Source organism: Clostridium estertheticum (assembly GCF_018861295.1).
Classification (GTDB): domain Bacteria; phylum Bacillota; class Clostridia; order Clostridiales; family Clostridiaceae; genus Clostridium_AD; species Clostridium_AD estertheticum_D.
In genome coordinates this window covers 111,928-129,215 of record NZ_JAHLDM010000003.1, presented here as the reverse complement: position 1 = coordinate 129,215, position 17,288 = coordinate 111,928, and the positions used below count along the sequence as shown (strand labels likewise).

14 protein-coding genes and 1 other annotated feature are annotated in these 17,288 nt (G+C 29.4%); of the genes, 12 read left to right on the top strand and 2 right to left on the bottom strand.

Annotation, left to right across the window (positions count from 1 at the left end; all coding sequences use genetic code 11):
• Nucleotides 1-11: 11 nt before the first annotated feature.
• The 5 genes from KPL54_RS04670 (at nucleotide 12) to KPL54_RS04650 (ending at nucleotide 4,944) form a co-directional block, all read left to right on the top strand.
• A complete protein-coding gene (locus KPL54_RS04670; protein WP_216105235.1) occupies nucleotides 12-731 on the top strand; it encodes an MBL fold metallo-hydrolase in 720 nt (239 codons plus the stop codon).
• A gap of 51 nt (nucleotides 732-782) precedes the next feature.
• Entirely contained in the window at nucleotides 783-1,646 is an 864-nt protein-coding gene (locus tag KPL54_RS04665) for a YitT family protein (protein WP_216105233.1), read from the top strand.
• 129 nt (nucleotides 1,647-1,775) lie between these two features.
• Nucleotides 1,776-2,030: a hypothetical protein gene (locus tag KPL54_RS04660; RefSeq protein ID WP_216105231.1), complete on the top strand. Its 255-nt coding sequence runs from the start codon at nucleotides 1,776-1,778 to the stop codon at nucleotides 2,028-2,030.
• Between the two features lie 167 nt (nucleotides 2,031-2,197).
• Nucleotides 2,198-2,469, top strand: a binding site (T-box leader).
• A 66-nt stretch (nucleotides 2,470-2,535) separates the two neighbouring features.
• A complete protein-coding gene (gene asnS / locus KPL54_RS04655) occupies nucleotides 2,536-3,927 on the top strand; it encodes an asparagine--tRNA ligase (protein ID WP_216105229.1) in 1,392 nt (463 codons plus the stop codon).
• Between the two features lie 165 nt (nucleotides 3,928-4,092).
• Entirely contained in the window at nucleotides 4,093-4,944 is an 852-nt protein-coding gene (locus KPL54_RS04650; RefSeq protein WP_071611799.1) for a YitT family protein, read from the top strand.
• Nucleotides 4,945-5,004: 60 nt separating this feature from the next.
• Here KPL54_RS04650 and KPL54_RS04645 read toward each other — a convergent pair whose 3' ends face one another.
• Together KPL54_RS04645 and KPL54_RS04640 are read right to left on the bottom strand one after the other, a co-directional pair.
• Nucleotides 5,005-5,175, bottom strand: coding sequence for a DUF362 domain-containing protein (locus KPL54_RS04645; protein ID WP_071611800.1), 171 nt, complete (start codon nucleotides 5,173-5,175; stop codon nucleotides 5,005-5,007).
• A gap of 533 nt (nucleotides 5,176-5,708) precedes the next feature.
• Nucleotides 5,709-6,560: an AraC family transcriptional regulator gene (locus tag KPL54_RS04640; protein WP_216105227.1), complete on the bottom strand. Its 852-nt coding sequence runs from the start codon at nucleotides 6,558-6,560 to the stop codon at nucleotides 5,709-5,711.
• 163 nt (nucleotides 6,561-6,723) lie between these two features.
• Between KPL54_RS04640 and KPL54_RS04635 the strand changes: the two genes are divergently transcribed.
• The 7 genes from KPL54_RS04635 (at nucleotide 6,724) to KPL54_RS04605 (ending at nucleotide 17,091) form a co-directional block, all read left to right on the top strand.
• Entirely contained in the window at nucleotides 6,724-8,115 is a 1,392-nt protein-coding gene (locus tag KPL54_RS04635; RefSeq protein WP_216105225.1) for a family 4 glycosyl hydrolase, read from the top strand.
• Between the two features lie 282 nt (nucleotides 8,116-8,397).
• The gene (locus KPL54_RS26710; RefSeq protein WP_216105223.1) at nucleotides 8,398-10,167 is read left to right on the top strand and encodes a cache domain-containing sensor histidine kinase; all 1,770 of its coding nucleotides are present in this window, start codon (nucleotides 8,398-8,400) and stop codon (nucleotides 10,165-10,167) included.
• Between the two features lie 4 nt (nucleotides 10,168-10,171).
• Complete coding sequence (locus tag KPL54_RS04625) at nucleotides 10,172-11,716, top strand: response regulator transcription factor (RefSeq protein WP_216105221.1); 1,545 nt, start codon at nucleotides 10,172-10,174, stop codon at nucleotides 11,714-11,716.
• 127 nt (nucleotides 11,717-11,843) lie between these two features.
• A complete protein-coding gene (locus KPL54_RS04620) occupies nucleotides 11,844-13,154 on the top strand; it encodes an ABC transporter substrate-binding protein (protein ID WP_216105219.1) in 1,311 nt (436 codons plus the stop codon).
• A gap of 83 nt (nucleotides 13,155-13,237) precedes the next feature.
• The gene (locus KPL54_RS04615; protein ID WP_216105217.1) at nucleotides 13,238-14,143 is read left to right on the top strand and encodes a carbohydrate ABC transporter permease; all 906 of its coding nucleotides are present in this window, start codon (nucleotides 13,238-13,240) and stop codon (nucleotides 14,141-14,143) included.
• Between the two features lie 5 nt (nucleotides 14,144-14,148).
• Nucleotides 14,149-14,994 carry a carbohydrate ABC transporter permease gene (locus KPL54_RS04610; RefSeq protein ID WP_226127991.1) on the top strand — a complete coding sequence of 282 codons (846 nt, stop codon included), beginning with the start codon at nucleotides 14,149-14,151 and terminating at the stop codon, nucleotides 14,992-14,994.
• A gap of 27 nt (nucleotides 14,995-15,021) precedes the next feature.
• Nucleotides 15,022-17,091, top strand: a complete 2,070-nt coding sequence (locus KPL54_RS04605) for a glycosyl hydrolase 115 family protein (protein WP_216105214.1) — start codon at nucleotides 15,022-15,024, stop codon at nucleotides 17,089-17,091.
• Nucleotides 17,092-17,288: the final 197 nt, after the last annotated feature.

Here is a 17,288-nt window from a genome sequence, read left to right as displayed (position 1 = left end):
AGCGATAATTTATGAAAAAAGCAAAAATATACTATATATACCATAGTGGGTTTGTTGTTAAGACTGAAAATCATTTTCTGATATTTGATTATTATAAAGAACCTATAGAAAATCAGCACAAATCGTTGCTATCTTCTGAAAATATTAAAGAAATGGAAAATGTTTATGTGTTTTCATCTCATAGTCATGCAGATCATTATAATCCTAAAATTTTAGAGTGGGAAAAATATAATGATAAGATACAATATATACTTAGTAGTGATATAAAAACTGATAAAGATAAGTCAAATTATAATTTTATGGGGGAAGGAGACGAAAAAGTATTTCAAGATATTTATGTAAAAGCTTATGGTTCAACGGATATTGGAATATCTTTTTTAGTAAAAGTAGATGGATTAACTATTTTTCATGCTGGAGATCTAAATTGGTGGCACTGGAAAGAGGATAGTTTAGACGAACAAATACTTGCTGAGTCATTATTTAAGGCTCATATAGAGAAAATAAAAGAAGAAAAACCTATAGATATAGCTTTCTTCCCAGTAGATCCTAGACTTTGCGAGGATTATTATATAGGGGGAGAATATTTTGCGAAAAATATTCAGCCAGGGTTAATTATACCAATGCATTTCGGAGATGATGTGGATATTACTAAGCAATTTACAAATATAATGGATAAGATAAATATAAAAACTGCTCTAATAAATTATCCAGGTCAGGAGATAATATATTAAAAGAATTTATGTATTTGGATAGAGTATAAATTGGAAAGTAGGATAATGAGTATGAGAAGAGAAACTAAAAATGAAAATATTTTAAATTATGTATATATTGTGGTTGGAGCCACCATACTTGCAGCAGGTATAAATATGTTTTTTGCAAATTTAAAATTAGTAACTGGTGGGGTATCTGGTCTTGCTATTGTTATAGAGTATTTATCTATTAAGAATTATGGAGTAGACATTCCTTTATGGTTTACTAATATTGTGGTAAATATACCGTTACTTGCTATTGCTATAAAACTTAAGGGAAGAGCATTTGTTGGTAAATCTATGTTTGCTGCGGCATATTTGTCTTTTGCATTGTTTTATACAAGCTTTATTCCAGTACCAAAGGTTGATCTGTTGATAGCTAGTATATTTGGTGGTGTATTTGTTGGTACAGGCTTAGGCTTTGTATTAAGAGCATCAGCAAGTACTGGCGGAACAGATCTTGCTGCCAATATTATAAAGGTTTATTTGAAAAACGTTCCAATTGCCAAAATCATATTAGTAATTGATTCTACTATAATATTATTAGGTGCTTTTGTATTTGGAATTGAAAAGGCTATGTATGCATTAATATCAACATATATAGTGTCTAAAGTAATAGACAGTATACTTGAAGGAATAAATTTTTCGAAAGCAGTATTTATTATTTCGGATTATTCAAATGAAATAGCAGAAATATTAATGAAAGATTTAAATAGAGGTGTTACAGGAATACATGCTAAAGGTATGTATTCAAAGGGAGAAAAGCAGGTATTGTTTGTAGTAGTTGGTAAAGATGAAATAGTGCCTCTTCAAAAAATGGTTAAGGAAATTGATACCAAAGCATTTATTACTGTTGCAGATGTGAGAGAAGTTCTAGGAGAAGGATTTACGGAGTAAGAGGTAATAAATTATCATTATATTCATACTGTTTTTAAAATGTTTTAAAGTTGAAAATTAGGTAACATTTCCAAAGTATATTTCGAAGTCTTCATGCACAGACTAGATTTAGAAAGGAAGTGTATATATATGAACGATAGATTAAATAGTAAACCAATTACATTTGATCACCCAGAGAAACTTACAGAGGGAGTTTCTTTAGTAGAAGGAGATGTTACAGCAAAAAGCTTTATTAGCGAAGTTGATGGACACGTAACATCCAACATTGTTATTGAAAATAAAGCTACTGGAGAAATAGCTAAGAGAGATGCAGTTATTGGTGAAATAGTTGAAGATGAGGATGAAGAAGTAGATTCAGGCGAAATTGAAAGAGACGATATATAGTATTAAAGTTTAAGCCTTATCCTATAAAGTAGACGATGTAAGTTTACTTTATAGGATATTTATATTAAGCAGTTATAATAAGGATTTGACATTTATTATTAAAAACATTATAATTTAATTGTATATACAAAGTAATTAATGCATATAATAGTGTTTATAAGTTAAATGTAAAGACTAAGACGAGAAGAGTAGATATAAAAGGTAGTTTTAGCGATTTGGTGATGGTGAGAGACCAATACGAAATTTATATTGAAAAACATCTTTGAGTTTCTAACCGAAATCATTAGAGAGTAGGCTTAGACGGGTCCAATCCGTTAATAGTTGGGTAGTATCAAATTATAATTCGAAACATTGAATACATAATTTTGTACTAATTAGAGTGGTCATATTTTATGACAAATTGGGTGGTATCGCGAAATTATAGTTTTTCGTCCCTTTATTATTATGGGAAGAAAGGCTTTTTTTATTGTGTACAAAAGCATTAAATTATAAGGAGGGCAATTTTATGGAAAAATTGTTAGTGAAACAAATTTACAGAGGTAGTGAAAAATATTCAGATCAAGTAGTATCTATCTCAGGGTGGATAAGAACTTTAAGATCTTCTAAAGCATTTGGGTTTATAGAAGTAAATGATGGAAGTTTCTTTAAGAATATTCAAGTAGTCTTTGAAGAAAAGTTAGATAATTTTGTAGAGATATCTAAATTACCTATAAGTTCATCACTTACTATTGAAGGAACATTAGTTGTAACGCCAGATGCTAAACAACCATTTGAGCTTAAAGCTACTAAAATAATAGTTGAGGGAATGTCAGATACCGATTATCCACTTCAAAAGAAAAGACATTCTTTTGAGTATTTAAGAACTATTGCGCATTTAAGACCAAGAAGTAATGCGTTTTCTGCAGTGTTCAGAGTACGTTCATTAACTGCTTTTGCTATTCATGAGTTTTTTCAAAAGAGAGGGTTTGTATATACTCATACACCAATAATTACTGGTAGTGATTGTGAGGGTGCAGGTGAGATGTTTAGAATTTCTACCCTTGATTTTAGTGATATTCCAATGGATAAAAACAAAAAGGTTGACTATTCACAAGACTTTTTTGGAAAAGAGACTAGCTTAACTGTAAGTGGGCAGTTAGCAGCAGAGGCTTTTGCTTTAGCTTTTAGAAGTGTTTATACTTTTGGACCAACATTTAGAGCTGAGAATTCTAACACAGGAAGACATGCAGCTGAGTTTTGGATGATAGAGCCTGAAATAGCTTTTGCAGATTTATCTGATGACATGAAACTTGCAGAAGATATGATGAAATACATAATAAAATATGTTATGGAAAATGCACCAGAGGAAATGGAATTTTTCAACAGTTTCGTAGATAAAGGTTTAATTGAAAGATTAAATAGTGTTGTAAACTCAGAATTTGGACAGGTGACATACACTAAAGCTGTAGATATTTTAATGAAATCAGGGAAAGAGTTTCAGTATCCAGTAACTTGGGGCTGTGATCTTCAAACTGAGCATGAAAGATATTTAACAGAAGAGGTATACAAAAAACCACTATTTGTAACTGATTATCCAAAAGAAATAAAATCTTTTTATATGAGAGTAAATGAGGATGGTAAGACTGTAGCCGCAATGGACTTACTTGTACCAGGGATAGGTGAAATTATAGGTGGAAGCCAAAGAGAAGAAAGACAAGATATTCTAGAAGCTAGAATGGAAGAATGTGGTCTTAATAAAGAAGATTACTGGTGGTATCTAGAACTAAGAAAATACGGCGGAACTAAGCATGCTGGATTTGGACTAGGATTTGAAAGAGCTATTATGTATATTACGGGTATGAGTAACATAAGAGATGTTATTCCATTCCCAAGAACAACTGGGTCTGCTGAATTTTAATCTAAGAAATAACATAATAAAATATATATTAATATAAGTACAAAATTAATCTCTTAGCCTTTAAGCTGAGAGATTTTTTTTAAAATGTGTTATTATTAATTATTGCACTAAATATAACTGTATTTGATATCCAAATATTAAAATTTAAATGAGGGGGGAATAAGCATGAAAACAATTATTAAAGAATATATACTGATAACTATCGGAATAGCACTCGTAGCCTTAGGGCTTTACTTTTTCTTAATACCAAATGATTTAGCAGTAGGGGGTGTTAGTGGCCTTGCTATGGTTATAAATCAGTATATGCCAGGTCTTACTATTGGGGCTTTAATGTTTGTATTAAATGTTGTCTTATTTGTTGTAGGATTTATGTTCATAGGGTCAAGTTTTGGAGTAAGGACAATGTATGCTAGTTTCGGATTATCTGGTATGATATGGGTATTAGAAAAACTTTTTCCTATGAGTGGTAGTATAACAAATGACATATTTCTAGAATTAATATTTGGTATATTAATTGGAGCCGTAGGGATGGGTATGGTGTTTAATCAAAATTCATCCACAGGAGGAACTGACATAATAGCTAAAATGCTTAATAAGTATTTTCACTTAGAGATAGGTAAATCTCTGCTTATAGCAGACCTTTTCATAACAATACTAGCAGGTGTAGCATTTGGTCCTAGAATAGGAATGTATGCCTTACTAGGAGTTATTATCAATGGATATACCGTTGATGCAGTTATTGCTGGAATTAATAATTGTAAAAAGGTAGAAGTGGTTAGTTCAAAAGGGGAAGAGATAAAAAGGTTTATAATTGAAGATTTAAATAGAGGGGCAACACTTTACATGGCTAAGGGAGCTTATACTAATGATGAAAAAGAAATTATAACTACTGTTTTAGGTAAAAAGCAGTTTATAAAATTAAAAAATCATATAAAAGAAATTGATAAAATGGCTTTTATAATCACATATAATGTACATGAAACGGTTGGAGAAGGTTTTAAAGATATAGATGAATGAAAAAATGAAAAAAACAATCTATTGACGAAAGCCAATAGATTGTTTTTAAATATGTTCTAATTAAGCTTCAACTGGTGCTCCTGTAGGACAAACACCTGCACAAGCTCCACAATCGATGCAAGTATCAGCATCAATAACAAATTGTGAGTCTCCTTGGCTTATAGCGTTAACTGGACATTCAGGTTCACAAGCTCCACAGCTTACACATGCGTCAGTAATTTTATATGACATAATAACGACCTCCTTTTTTTACTAATTTACTACATAGTATCATAATTGGACTAATAAATAAAGCATTTTTTTAAAATAGAGAACATTGTTAAAAAATTAACAAATAATATACAGTTTAGTGACTTTATATGACACAAGTATTTTTACTATAATTACCAATTAATAAAAATATATAGTCGATTTTAAGTTTAAGTAGTGTACATAAAAATAAAAACCATAGAGTTTAATCTATGGTAAATTAGTGATGACGATTGTTTATCATATAAATTTAAAGGGGAAAGTGTTAAATGAACTGAATTAAATAATAGTTACAGCTAAAAACTAAATTTAACACAGTTCATTTAACACTTATGGTAGTTAGTAACTTTTAGCTGTATCTATATTAATGATGAGCTCATCCATGTAGCTGTGAGTTAATAACTATTAATAATATTATGTGTAAGATTTCACCTAAGTATTCAATATAAAATAAAAAAAATTACAAATTGTTTTGTAACTAAACATTGCACGTGTTATTGAATATGGGATTAATATTAAGAAAGTATTTTCTTGTATTTTAAGGGGGAGACACCTGTTATTGATTTAAATGCTCTTCCAAAGTTGGTGATGCTACGATAACCAACTTTTTCGGATATATTGGTAATATTTAGCTCTGTGGAGAACAATAATTTTTGGGCTGCTTTTATTCGAATGGTGTTAACATACTGGTTTAAATTTAAGCCCGTAACCTTTTTAAAAGTTCTGCTTAAATAGTAGGTGCTAATAAAGAAACGCTTTGATAAAAAATCTAAAGTTAAATCTTCTACATAATTTTTATTAATGTATGTAATGATTTCAGATATTCTTTTATGAGTAAGATTTGTTGTTTCAATGTGATAACTAGGTGCATTTTTTAATAATCTTTCAACTAAAATTAAAAATTCTGTAAGCATGATTTTTAAATAAATTGAAGAACTATCAATTTGATTTGTATCTTCGTAAAGCATTCTAGATAATAAACTTTCCATATATTTCTGTTCATCAATTTTTAGCCTTAAGACATTAGTATTTCCATGAAAACATGAAAGTAGATCGTAATTTTTTGCTTCAACTAATATATTATTTAAATATGACTTTTTAAATGTTATTAAAATCCTTTGATGATAGGGAGCACCGGCATCAAAAGTTTTATGAATCTCATTTTTTTCAACAAATACTAGATCTCCTTTTTTTATATCATAGACCTTATCTTTTATAAAATAATGTCGCTTCCCATCTAATAAATAATAGATCTCATAGTCATCATGGTAGTGATTCGTTTTCATACTTACATTTCCAACTTGTTTTATTTTGGTTATTTCAAAGGCTTTTTCAATTTTATCATGATCTTTAATATTTTTGTTCATAACATCACCCAATAAAATTATAGTGCTTACTAATTATTATTACAACAAGATTTGTAGAAAATTAATTTTTAGAGCAAGTTTTGTGCTGAAAACTATCAATTGTTGCTCTATAATGCAATTATAAAGACATTAAAAAGAGAATAGTTATAGGGAGGAATTACTTATGATTTTAAATGAAAATAAAGTTAAAAATGTTAATGTAGCTTATATTGGGGGTGGTTCTAGAGGTTGGGCATGGGGTCTTATGAGTGATTTGGCTTCACAAGAAGAACTTTCAGGTACAGTATATTTATACGATATTGATTATGAAGCAGCTAAGTGTAATGAAAGTATCGGTAATTCGATTAAAGGTCAAAATTATTCTAAAAGTAATTGGAATTATAAAGTAGTTAAATCATTAAAAGAAGTTTTGAAAGATGTTGATTTCGTTATTATATCTATTCTACCAGGAACTTTCGATGAGATGGAATCAGATGTACATGCTCCTGAAAAATATGGCATATATCAATCAGTAGGGGATAGTGTTGGACCTGGTGGTCAATTTAGGGCCCATAGGACAATACCGATGTATGTTGAAATTGCAGAGAATTTAAAAAAGTTTTGTCCTGATGCATGGGTGATCAATTATACTAATCCTATGTCGTTATGTGTTAGAACTTTATATGAGATATTTCCTGAAATCAAAGCATTTGGGTGTTGTCATGAGGTATTTTCAACTCAGAACCTTTTAATCAATGCATTAAGTGATATAATGGGCGTTAAAGAAGCAAAAAGGTCAGAAATTAAAATTAATGTGCTTGGTATAAATCATTTTACATGGATTAATGAAGCTTATTACAAAGATATAAACTTATTTGAGGTTTATTCAAAATTTGTTAGTAAAAATTATGAAAACGGTTTTGTTGGAAATGAGGGTGGCCATTGGATGAATGATACATTTAAATCAGCTGAAAGAGTTAAATTTGATCTATTTTTAAGATATGGAATTATTGCTGCAGCTGGTGATAGACATCTTGCTGAGTTCCTTCCAGGAAATTGGTATTTAAAGGACCCAAAGACTGTTGAAAATTGGAAATTTGGATTAACAACTGTAAAATTTAGAAAAAGCCAACTCAAAGAGAGATTAGAAAGAAGTGAAAGACTAGTTTCTGGCTCTGAAAAATTTGAGTTAAAGGAAACAGGGGAAGAAGGTGTTAATATAATGAAGGCACTTCTTGGGGTCAGGGACCTTGTAACTAATGTTAACATGCCAAACTATGGTCAAGTAATTGGATTACCAATAGGAGCTATTGTAGAAACAAATGCTGTTTTTACAAAAGACAGTATTAAACCTGTAATGGCAGGAAAATTACCAAGTAATGTGTTAGGGCTTGTGCATAGAGTGGTTATGAACCAAGAAACAATACTCACAGCGACTTTAGCTAAAAATAAGAAATTAGCTTTTACTGCCTTTGTAAATGATCCTCTTTTAGCTAATATCTCATTAAAAGATGCGCAGGTTCTTTTTAATGAAATGTTTGATAATACAAAACAATATCTTAAGGGATGGAATTAAGGATATTGAAAATGTTATATTAGTTTAATAATTAATAGTTGACCTGAGTTAGTGATAAATACTAACTCAGGTTATTTAATTTTATTAAGAACTATTTTCCAGTAAGGATTGTTTATGATTTATAATACTTTTGTGGTAGACTAATAAATGTAAATATAATATAAGTTTTTTGTATTATTGAAGTAATAAACTTTTAAAATAGGTCCGAAAGTATATTTTTACAGGTATCATGATAACGGTTTCTGGAAAAGCCTATTTTAATATTTACTAAGGAGGGAAACTGTGGTAATAAAAAATTATTTAAATAATTTTAAAAAATATATTATTAATTTTTATAAAATAATGACTATTAAAAGAAAGGTTTTTATTATATTAGCAACATTAGTGTTAATAATTAGCATGTTATCGTTTTTGTTATTACAGGTAACTTTTAAAGTATATGATAGGCAGTTAATTAATAATTCATCAGAGATTCTAAATATATATTCTACTAATATTGAAAATGAACTTAGAAAGGTTGAAAGTCTAAGTTTTGGTGTTATAACTTCAAATCAAACTCAGGAATATTTAAGTACAATTAATAATAAAAAATCATCTTATGAAAGATATGATGCTATTTCAAGAATGGAGGATATTTTGCGAAATCAATCTCAAACTGAAGGTTATATATCATCTATTAGTCTTGTTGATACAAATGGCAGTATGTACACAGTTGGAAATAGTACAATTACAATTGCAAATACAATCCAAAATGAAGTTATGAAAAGATTAGATAAAAAATCTGGAGGGCTTGTGTGGATAGAACCTAAAGAGGATAATAAAAATTTTATTTTAGCTAGGAAGATAAGATCTATTAGCAATTTTAAGGTAATAGGCACACTTATAATAAGAATTGATGCTGATAATCTAGTGAATTCGGTTTCAAATATGTCTCCACAATATAAAGCAAATTTAATAATATTGTCCGAAAATAAAAATATGATATACAAAGATAAAAAAATCACTTCAGCGAAGGCAATAGATATTGGATTAAATAATGTGTCAAATGAAATATATAATATTGACGGAAAAAAATTTTTACTAAATCGTGAAGTGTCAAACTATTCTAATTGGACATATGTTAATTTTTTGTCCTATGAAAATATTTTTCAAAATATAAAATTAATGAGAACTATTATGTTATGTTGCTTTTTAATGATTTTTATTTTAGCAGTTTCTATGGGGCTAGGTTTTGCGGGTAGTATAACAAAACCAATAATTACATTAAGTAAAAAAATGAAAAAAGTTGAAAATGGTAATTTTCAAATAATGGAAATAGATAAAATTTCTGATGACAAATGTGACGAAGTGGGACAGTTAAACAATGATTTTATTGTCATGGTTAACAAAATAAATGAGTTAATAAAAGAAAACTATATTAAACAAATATTAGTTAAGGAAACAGAATTAAAGGCCTTACAATCTCAAATAAATCCTCATTTTTTATACAATACCCTTGATTCAATTAATTGGATTGCTAAAGCTAATAAACAAGATAAGATATCATTAATGGTTAAATCGCTTTCAAATTTATTCAGGGCTTCAATAGCTAGCAATGACAGTATTATCAAAATTGAGGATGAACTAAAGTTATTAAATGATTATATAACTATACAAAAAATAAGATATGAGGAAAGACTAGATTTTAATGATTTCGTAGAAGAGGATATAAAGGCGTGTTATATTCTTAAAATGACATTGCAGCCATTGGTTGAAAATTCTATTAAATATGGACTGGAGCAATTAACTGGTGTATGTAAAATTACAATAAAGTCTCAAAAGCAAAAAGATTTTCTTGAGATAATAGTTAGTGATAATGGAATTGGTATGACTAAAGAATTTCTTCACGAGTTAGAAATTGGTGAGAATAAATCAAGAAGTACTGGTATAGGTATAAAAAATATAGATGCACGAATAAAGTTGTTTTTTGGTGAAGAATTTGGAGTATCAGTAAAAAGTCAATTAAGTGAGGGAACCACAGTTATAGTTAGGATTCCATACAAAGTGAGGTGATAGAATGTATAAAGTTTTGATTGTTGATGATGAGAGAATAATAAGAGAAGGTATTGCGAATTCTATTGAGTGGAACAAATATGGTTTTTCACTTTGCGGAATGGCTCAAAATGGAATAGATGCTTATGAAATTATTAAGCAAGTTGTTCCGGATGTGGTTATAACGGATATTAAAATGCCTGGAATGGGGGGATTAGAATTAATTGCTAGGATATATAAGGAATATCCTCAAATTATTTTTATAATTTTGTCTGGATATGGAGAATTTGAATTTGCAAATAAAGCGATGAAATACGGCGTTAAATACTATTTATTAAAACCATGTGATGAGGATGAAATAATTAAAATTTTAAAAAAAATAGCAATAGAAAAAAAAGATAAAGAAAAAAAGGATAAATTTCTTACAGATATAAATGATAATTTAAAAAAAGTTTTACCACAAGTCGGAGAACAGTTTTTAAGAGATTTTATAATTGGTGTGACCTATAGTAAGGTAGAATGTGAATATTTTTTAAGACTCTTTGATATAAAAGAAACTAAGTTTAAGCTTGTCGTATTTAAACTAGATAATGGAGTTGATTTACTAGAGAAGTTTGCTTTAAAGAATATAGCATATGATATATTGAATCAAAATGTTGTTTACTTAAGCACTATATTGGATAATAACATTTTATTGCTAATTAAGTCTATTGATTTATATATACTGACAGATTTATTATCCCAAATTAAAGATATTTTTAATAAGTATTTTAAATGTGACATTTGTATAGGGGTAAGCAATGAGAATAGTTTTGAAAGTATACAAAAAATGTATCTAGAGGTTAAGGAATGTTTAAAATGTGAATTTTATCTTGGTGATAACAAAATAATAACAGAGAAAATTATTGAGTTTAATAAGTCGGAAGATAATTTAAATGATTCAACTTACAATGAAATGATTGCAGTTTCTGTTAAAACAGGTAATATAGAAAGATTAAACTTGCAATTGGACAGCTTTTTTAATATGATATATCAAGAAAAAGTAGAAATAGAAATGGCTAAAAATTATTGTATTGAAATATTTTTGATTATACTAAGGCAAGGTGATCATAAAGAAGTTAGCAGCTATGCAAAAGGTTTATATGAAATCCAAGATAAAAGTACTTTAAGACAAATTAGTGTATATATAAAATATATAGCTAATGAAATAGCTAAAAAAAATTATGATAATAATACAGAAAAGTATGGAGCTATTATAAGTACAGTTATAAATTGCGTTGATAATAACATACAAAATTATGAGTTATCACTAAATTGGATAGCAAAAAAAGTATTATTTATAAATGAAAATTATTTAGGTAAGCTTTTTTACAAACACACTAATGAAAAATTTTCTAGATATGTTGTTAGGATCAGGATGGAAAAGGCTAAAGAACTTATTAGGAGTAAAAAAGACTATAAATTTTATGAAATAACAGAGCAAATAGGACTTGGTGATAACACTCAATACTTTAGCCAAGTATTTAAAAAATATACGGGCTATACTCCATCTGAATATAGAAAACTGTAACGGTTTACAAAAAACGCTGATTTTTAAACAAAAGCAGCGTTTTTTTTGACTCTTTTTTTCAAAAAACAATTGTATAATAAAATTATAAATACAAAAGTTAGTAAAAACATTAAGGGGGCAAATATTAATGAAAAAATCTATGTCTATACTTTTAGCGGCTGTTTTAACTGGTTCGTTGGCACTAGGTGGTTGTGGCAAAAGCGATACTGCATCCTCAAAAAAAGAAGTTGATGCTAATGCGCCAGTTAAACTATCAATAACTTGGTGGGGTTCACAGTCAAGGCATGACTATACTAATAAATTATTATCAATGTATACAGCCAAATATCCAAATGTCACATTTCAGGCAACACCTTCTGGATGGGATGGTTATTTTGATAAAATTTCAGCTCAGGCGGCAGGTGATACCATGCCAGACATAATGCAAATGGATTATTCGTTTATATCAACATATTCTAACAATGATACCTTAGCGGATTTAACACCTTATGTAACCGATAAGACGATTGATTTAACAAAAGCTGACCAAAATCTGGTGAATACAGGTAAGGTAAGTGGGAAGCTAACAGGAGTTGTCTTAGCTTCTACAGGACTTGCAATAACTTACAATCCAGAGGTATTTAAAAAAGCGGGACTTGCAATGCCAACATCAGCATGGACTTGGGCTGACTTTGAAAAAGATATGATAACAATCCATAAAAAGACGGGGTCTTATGGCCAAAGTAAAATAGATAATATAAGCACTTTTCCATATTGGGTAAGACAATATGGTAAAACAATGTATTCGGCAGATGGTACAAAATTAGGATATGATAATGATAGTGTTTTCATAGATTATGCTAATATGCTTAAAAGACTTCAAGATGCAAAAGCATTGCCTAATCCTGATCAATGGGCACAAATTAGTGCAAAAGGAAAGGAAGCTGAGCCAGTTGTTACGGGCACAGCTGGAGCTACTATGGATTGGTCTAATTATGGTGTCATAGTTTCAAAATCAAACCCTAATTTAAAGCTTGTAACACCTCCTTATAGTAGTACAGGAATTAAAGCTTTATGGAATAAACCATCTATGTTTTTTTCAGTAGCTAAATCATCAAAAAATCAGAAAGAAGCTGCTAAATTTATTAATTGGTTTTTAAATGATCCAGAAGCAAACAAAGTTATAAATGCTGAACGCGGAATACCAGTATCCTCAACAGTAAGAGACACAATAAAACCTACATTAACAGCTCAACAAAAGGATATGTTTGATTATGCGGATATTATTGTTAAAAATTCAACAAAGGCAGATCCAGCAGATCCAGCAGGAGTAGCTGAGGTTACTAAAACATTGACAGATACAGTAAATTCATTTTTATATGGTAAAACTACGGCTGCACAGTCAGCAGCTAGTTTCAGAACTAAATCCAATGAAATACTTGGAAGAAATTCTAAATAATAATTATCAATGCTTTACGGCTGGAATAATATTCAGTCTGTAAAGCATTATTAAAAATTACATCGCGAAGGTTGTGAATTTATATGAGTAAAAAAAAGAAAACATTAAAATTTGGAAATAATAATGTAACTGGTTATATCCTTATTGCGCCGTGGTTGATAGGATTTTTGATTATGTATGCAATACCAATGGTTATATCCTTATATTTTTCTTTCACAAAATATAATTTACTTAGTACACCTAAGTTCATTGGTATAGATAATTTCAAAAGAATGTTTTTCAATGATCCAAGTTTTTGGAAGTCATTAGGTGTAACATTTTATTATGTGTTTATGTTAGTTCCATTAAGGTTAATATTTGCGTTTATAGTAGCGATGTTACTTAATAGTAAAAGAAAGTTTTTAGGTTTATATAGAGCAGTGTATTATGTACCTTCAATTGTTGGAGGAAGTGTAGCTGTTTCAATAGTTTGGAAACAGATTTTTGGAAATGATGGAGTTGCAATGTCGCTTCTTTCTATTATTGGAATACATCAAAAAATATCTTTTATAGGTAATCCATCAACTGCTATATGGACAATAATATCCCTGGGAGTATGGCAATTTGGATCAGCGATGTTAATATTTCTAGCTGCTATAAAACAATTACCAAAAAGTATTTATGAATCCGCAAGTATTGATGGCGCCGGTTTTTTTAGACAGGTTTTTAAAATTACAATACCAATGCTCACTCCAGTAATTTTCTTTAACTTAATTCTGCAAATAATTAATGCATTTAAAGCATTTACAGAAAGTTATATCATAACTCAAGGTGGTCCAATGGACAGTACCTTATTCTATGTATTAAATTTATATAGAAAATCATTTACCTACTTTGACATGGGATACAGTAGTGCTATGGCTTGGGTATTGGTTGCTATAATTGGAATATTTACTGCAGTATTATTTAAATCCCAGACAGCATGGGTACATTACGAATCAAAGGAGTGATAAAGGTGGGAAAAAATAAAAAATTAAGATCATTTATGTTTCATTTTTTTACTGTTTTATTAGGTCTTATTATGATTTATCCATTGTTATGGTTAGTAAGTAGTTCATTTAAAACGAATTCTGAAATATTTGTTAATTCATATTCATTAATACCTAAACATTGGGACATTGTGAAAAACTACTCTTCAGGATGGAAAGGAATTGGAGGAGTATCTTTTGGAACATTCATGTGGAACTCAGTAATTGTTGCAGTAATTGGAACCGTTGGAGGCGTTTTTTCTTCAGTGATTGCAGCTTATGCGTTTGCTAGAATAAAATTCTTTGGTAAAAATTTTTGGTTTTTCTGTGTAATGATGACGCTGATGGTACCTAACCAAGTTATGGTAGTACCACAATTTATTATATTCAAGAAACTAGGGCTTATAAATAATATTGCATCATTAATAATTCCATGGGTTTTTGGTAGTGCATTTTTCATATTTTTAACTGTACAATTTATTCGTGGATTACCAATTGAGCTAGATGAGGCTGCTGAAATTGATGGATGTAGTAAAATTCAAACTTTTACTAAAATTATTTTTCCATTAGTAGTTCCAGCTGTAATTACATCAACAATATTTTCTTTTTATTGGATATGGCAAGACTTTTTTCAACCTCTAATTTTTATGAGTAATCCAAGGCATTTCACTGTTTCTTTAGCTTTAAATTTATATCTTGATCCAAATTCATTTAATAATTATGGGGGAATGCTTGCAATGTCTGTTGTGTCTTTAATACCAGTAGTTGTTATATTTTTAATATTTCAAAAACAATTGGTAGAAGGTGTAGCAACAAGTGGACTTAAGGATTAATAAAAGCGAAAAAGAAAGGTGAAATTAATGAAACAAAATAAATTTTTTATTTTAAATAAAAATACAACGATAGAAGTAATAGGAGAAAGTAGCAAGGCAATTAAAAATATTATAAATATTTTTTTACGTGATATTAACAAAGTATTTAAACTTGAAAGCAATTTAAACGGAGATGAAAAGACAAAAATAATTATAAGATGTTCATTAGATGATACTGAGTTTCTTTTAAAGTCAGAAGAGTTTACTTTGAAATTTAAGACGGATGATAATAAAAAAAGTGTTATGAATATAAATGCTAAGGATGAATTAGGAATAATATATGCAGTGCTTTATATAAGTAAAACATATTTAGGTGTAGATCCATTTTGGTTCTGGAATGATAAGGAACCAAAATACTTACCATATGCTAGAATTCCTATGTCTGATTATAAGTCATTTACTAAAAAGGTTAAATATAGAGGGTGGTTTGTAAATGATGAAGTACTATTATCAGGTTGGAAGGATAGTCCAACAGACGAGGAAGTTTGGAAATTAGTTTTTGAAACTATACTTAGATGCGGTGGGAATATGGTTATACCAGGTACAGATAAAACGAGCAAAATAAACAAGCAGCTGGCATCAGATATGGGGTTGTGGATAACTCATCATCATGCAGAACCTTTAGGTGCCGAAATGTTTTTAAGAGCTTACCCAGGCGAGGAGCCTATATATGATAAAAATAGTAAACTTTTTGAGAAACTTTGGAGAAGCGCCGTATTGGATCAGAAAGACACAAAAGTTATATGGAATATTGGATTTAGAGGGCAGGGTGATCAAGCGTTTTGGGAATATGATGAAACATATAAAACGCCTGAGGCAAGAGGTAAACTTATAAGTAAAGTAATTCAAAAGCAATACGAAATAGTTAAAGAATATGTTGAGAAACCGGTAGTTTGCACAAACTTATACGGTGAAATAATGGAACTATATAAGGGGGGATACATAGAATTCCCAGAGGGCGTTATAAAAATATGGGCAGATAGCGGATATGGAAAAATGGTTTCAAGAAGACAAGGAAATCATAACCCTAGAGTATATTCATTGCCAAGTAAAAATGAAATAGGCCCTCATGGTGTTTATTATCATGTTACCTTTTATGACCTGCAATCATCTAATCATTTGACTATGCTTCCTAATACACCTGAATTTGTGAAGTCGGAATTAGAAGCTGCATTTATGGTTGGAGCTAATGAATATTTAATTGTAAATAGTGGGAATATTAGACCTCATACTTATATGTTAGATTTAATGAGTGAACTTTGGAAGTATGGTTATTTAGATACAAATAAACACATGAAAAATTATATGAAATGCTATTTTCCTTCTGGAAGTGAAATTGTGGAAGAATGTTTTAATAAATATTTTAATACACCTATTCAATATGGACAACATGAAGATGAAAGAGCAGGAGAGCAATTTTATCACTATCCAACGAGAGAAATAATTAGTCATTGGATTAAAGATAAAAACAATGATACTGTAGAATCTTTAAATTGGGCCACGGGCGATATTTGCTTTGAAAAGCAGGTTAAGTGGTATAAGGAAAAGTGTGAAGCAAATTTGAATAAGTGGGAAGTTTTAAAAAATCAGTGTGATAATGTGTTAATGTCTTTATTAGGAAAAGAGAAGAGTCTCTTTTGCGATAGTTTATTATTGCAGGTAATAATTCATCTAACAGGTTGTAAAGGCTCAGTATATCTTTGCAAGGGTTATGATGCATTTAGGGAGGAAAAATATTCTCTTTCGTTTGTAAATATTTCAGCTTCAATGAAAGAATATGAAAAAGCACTTAGCAAAATGAAGGAATCAGAGCATGATAAATGGATAAATTTCTACAGAAATGATTGTCTCACAAATGTTAAACTCACAATATATTGTTTAGATACTCTTAGAAGGTATATTCGTGTACTTGGTGATGGTTCTAATTTTTATAACTGGGAAAAGCAATATGTTCTATCTGATGAGGATAGGAATATTATGTTGCTTGCAACTACTACTAATCAGTTAACTGATGATGAGCTTTATGTGAAGATTAAGGGAAAGGTAATGACTATATAATTAGAACAAATAGGAAAACTAAAAATTAAAGGTAGGATAAGTTGGTGATTTCATGAGCTTATCCTACTTTTTTTATATTATATAATGAGTTTGTATATGTGGATGACATAAAAGGCTAAATTACGTGAATATTAAATTTTAAAGATAGAATATATTAAATATTGTCATCATTAGCTACTGACTATTCAATTTATCTT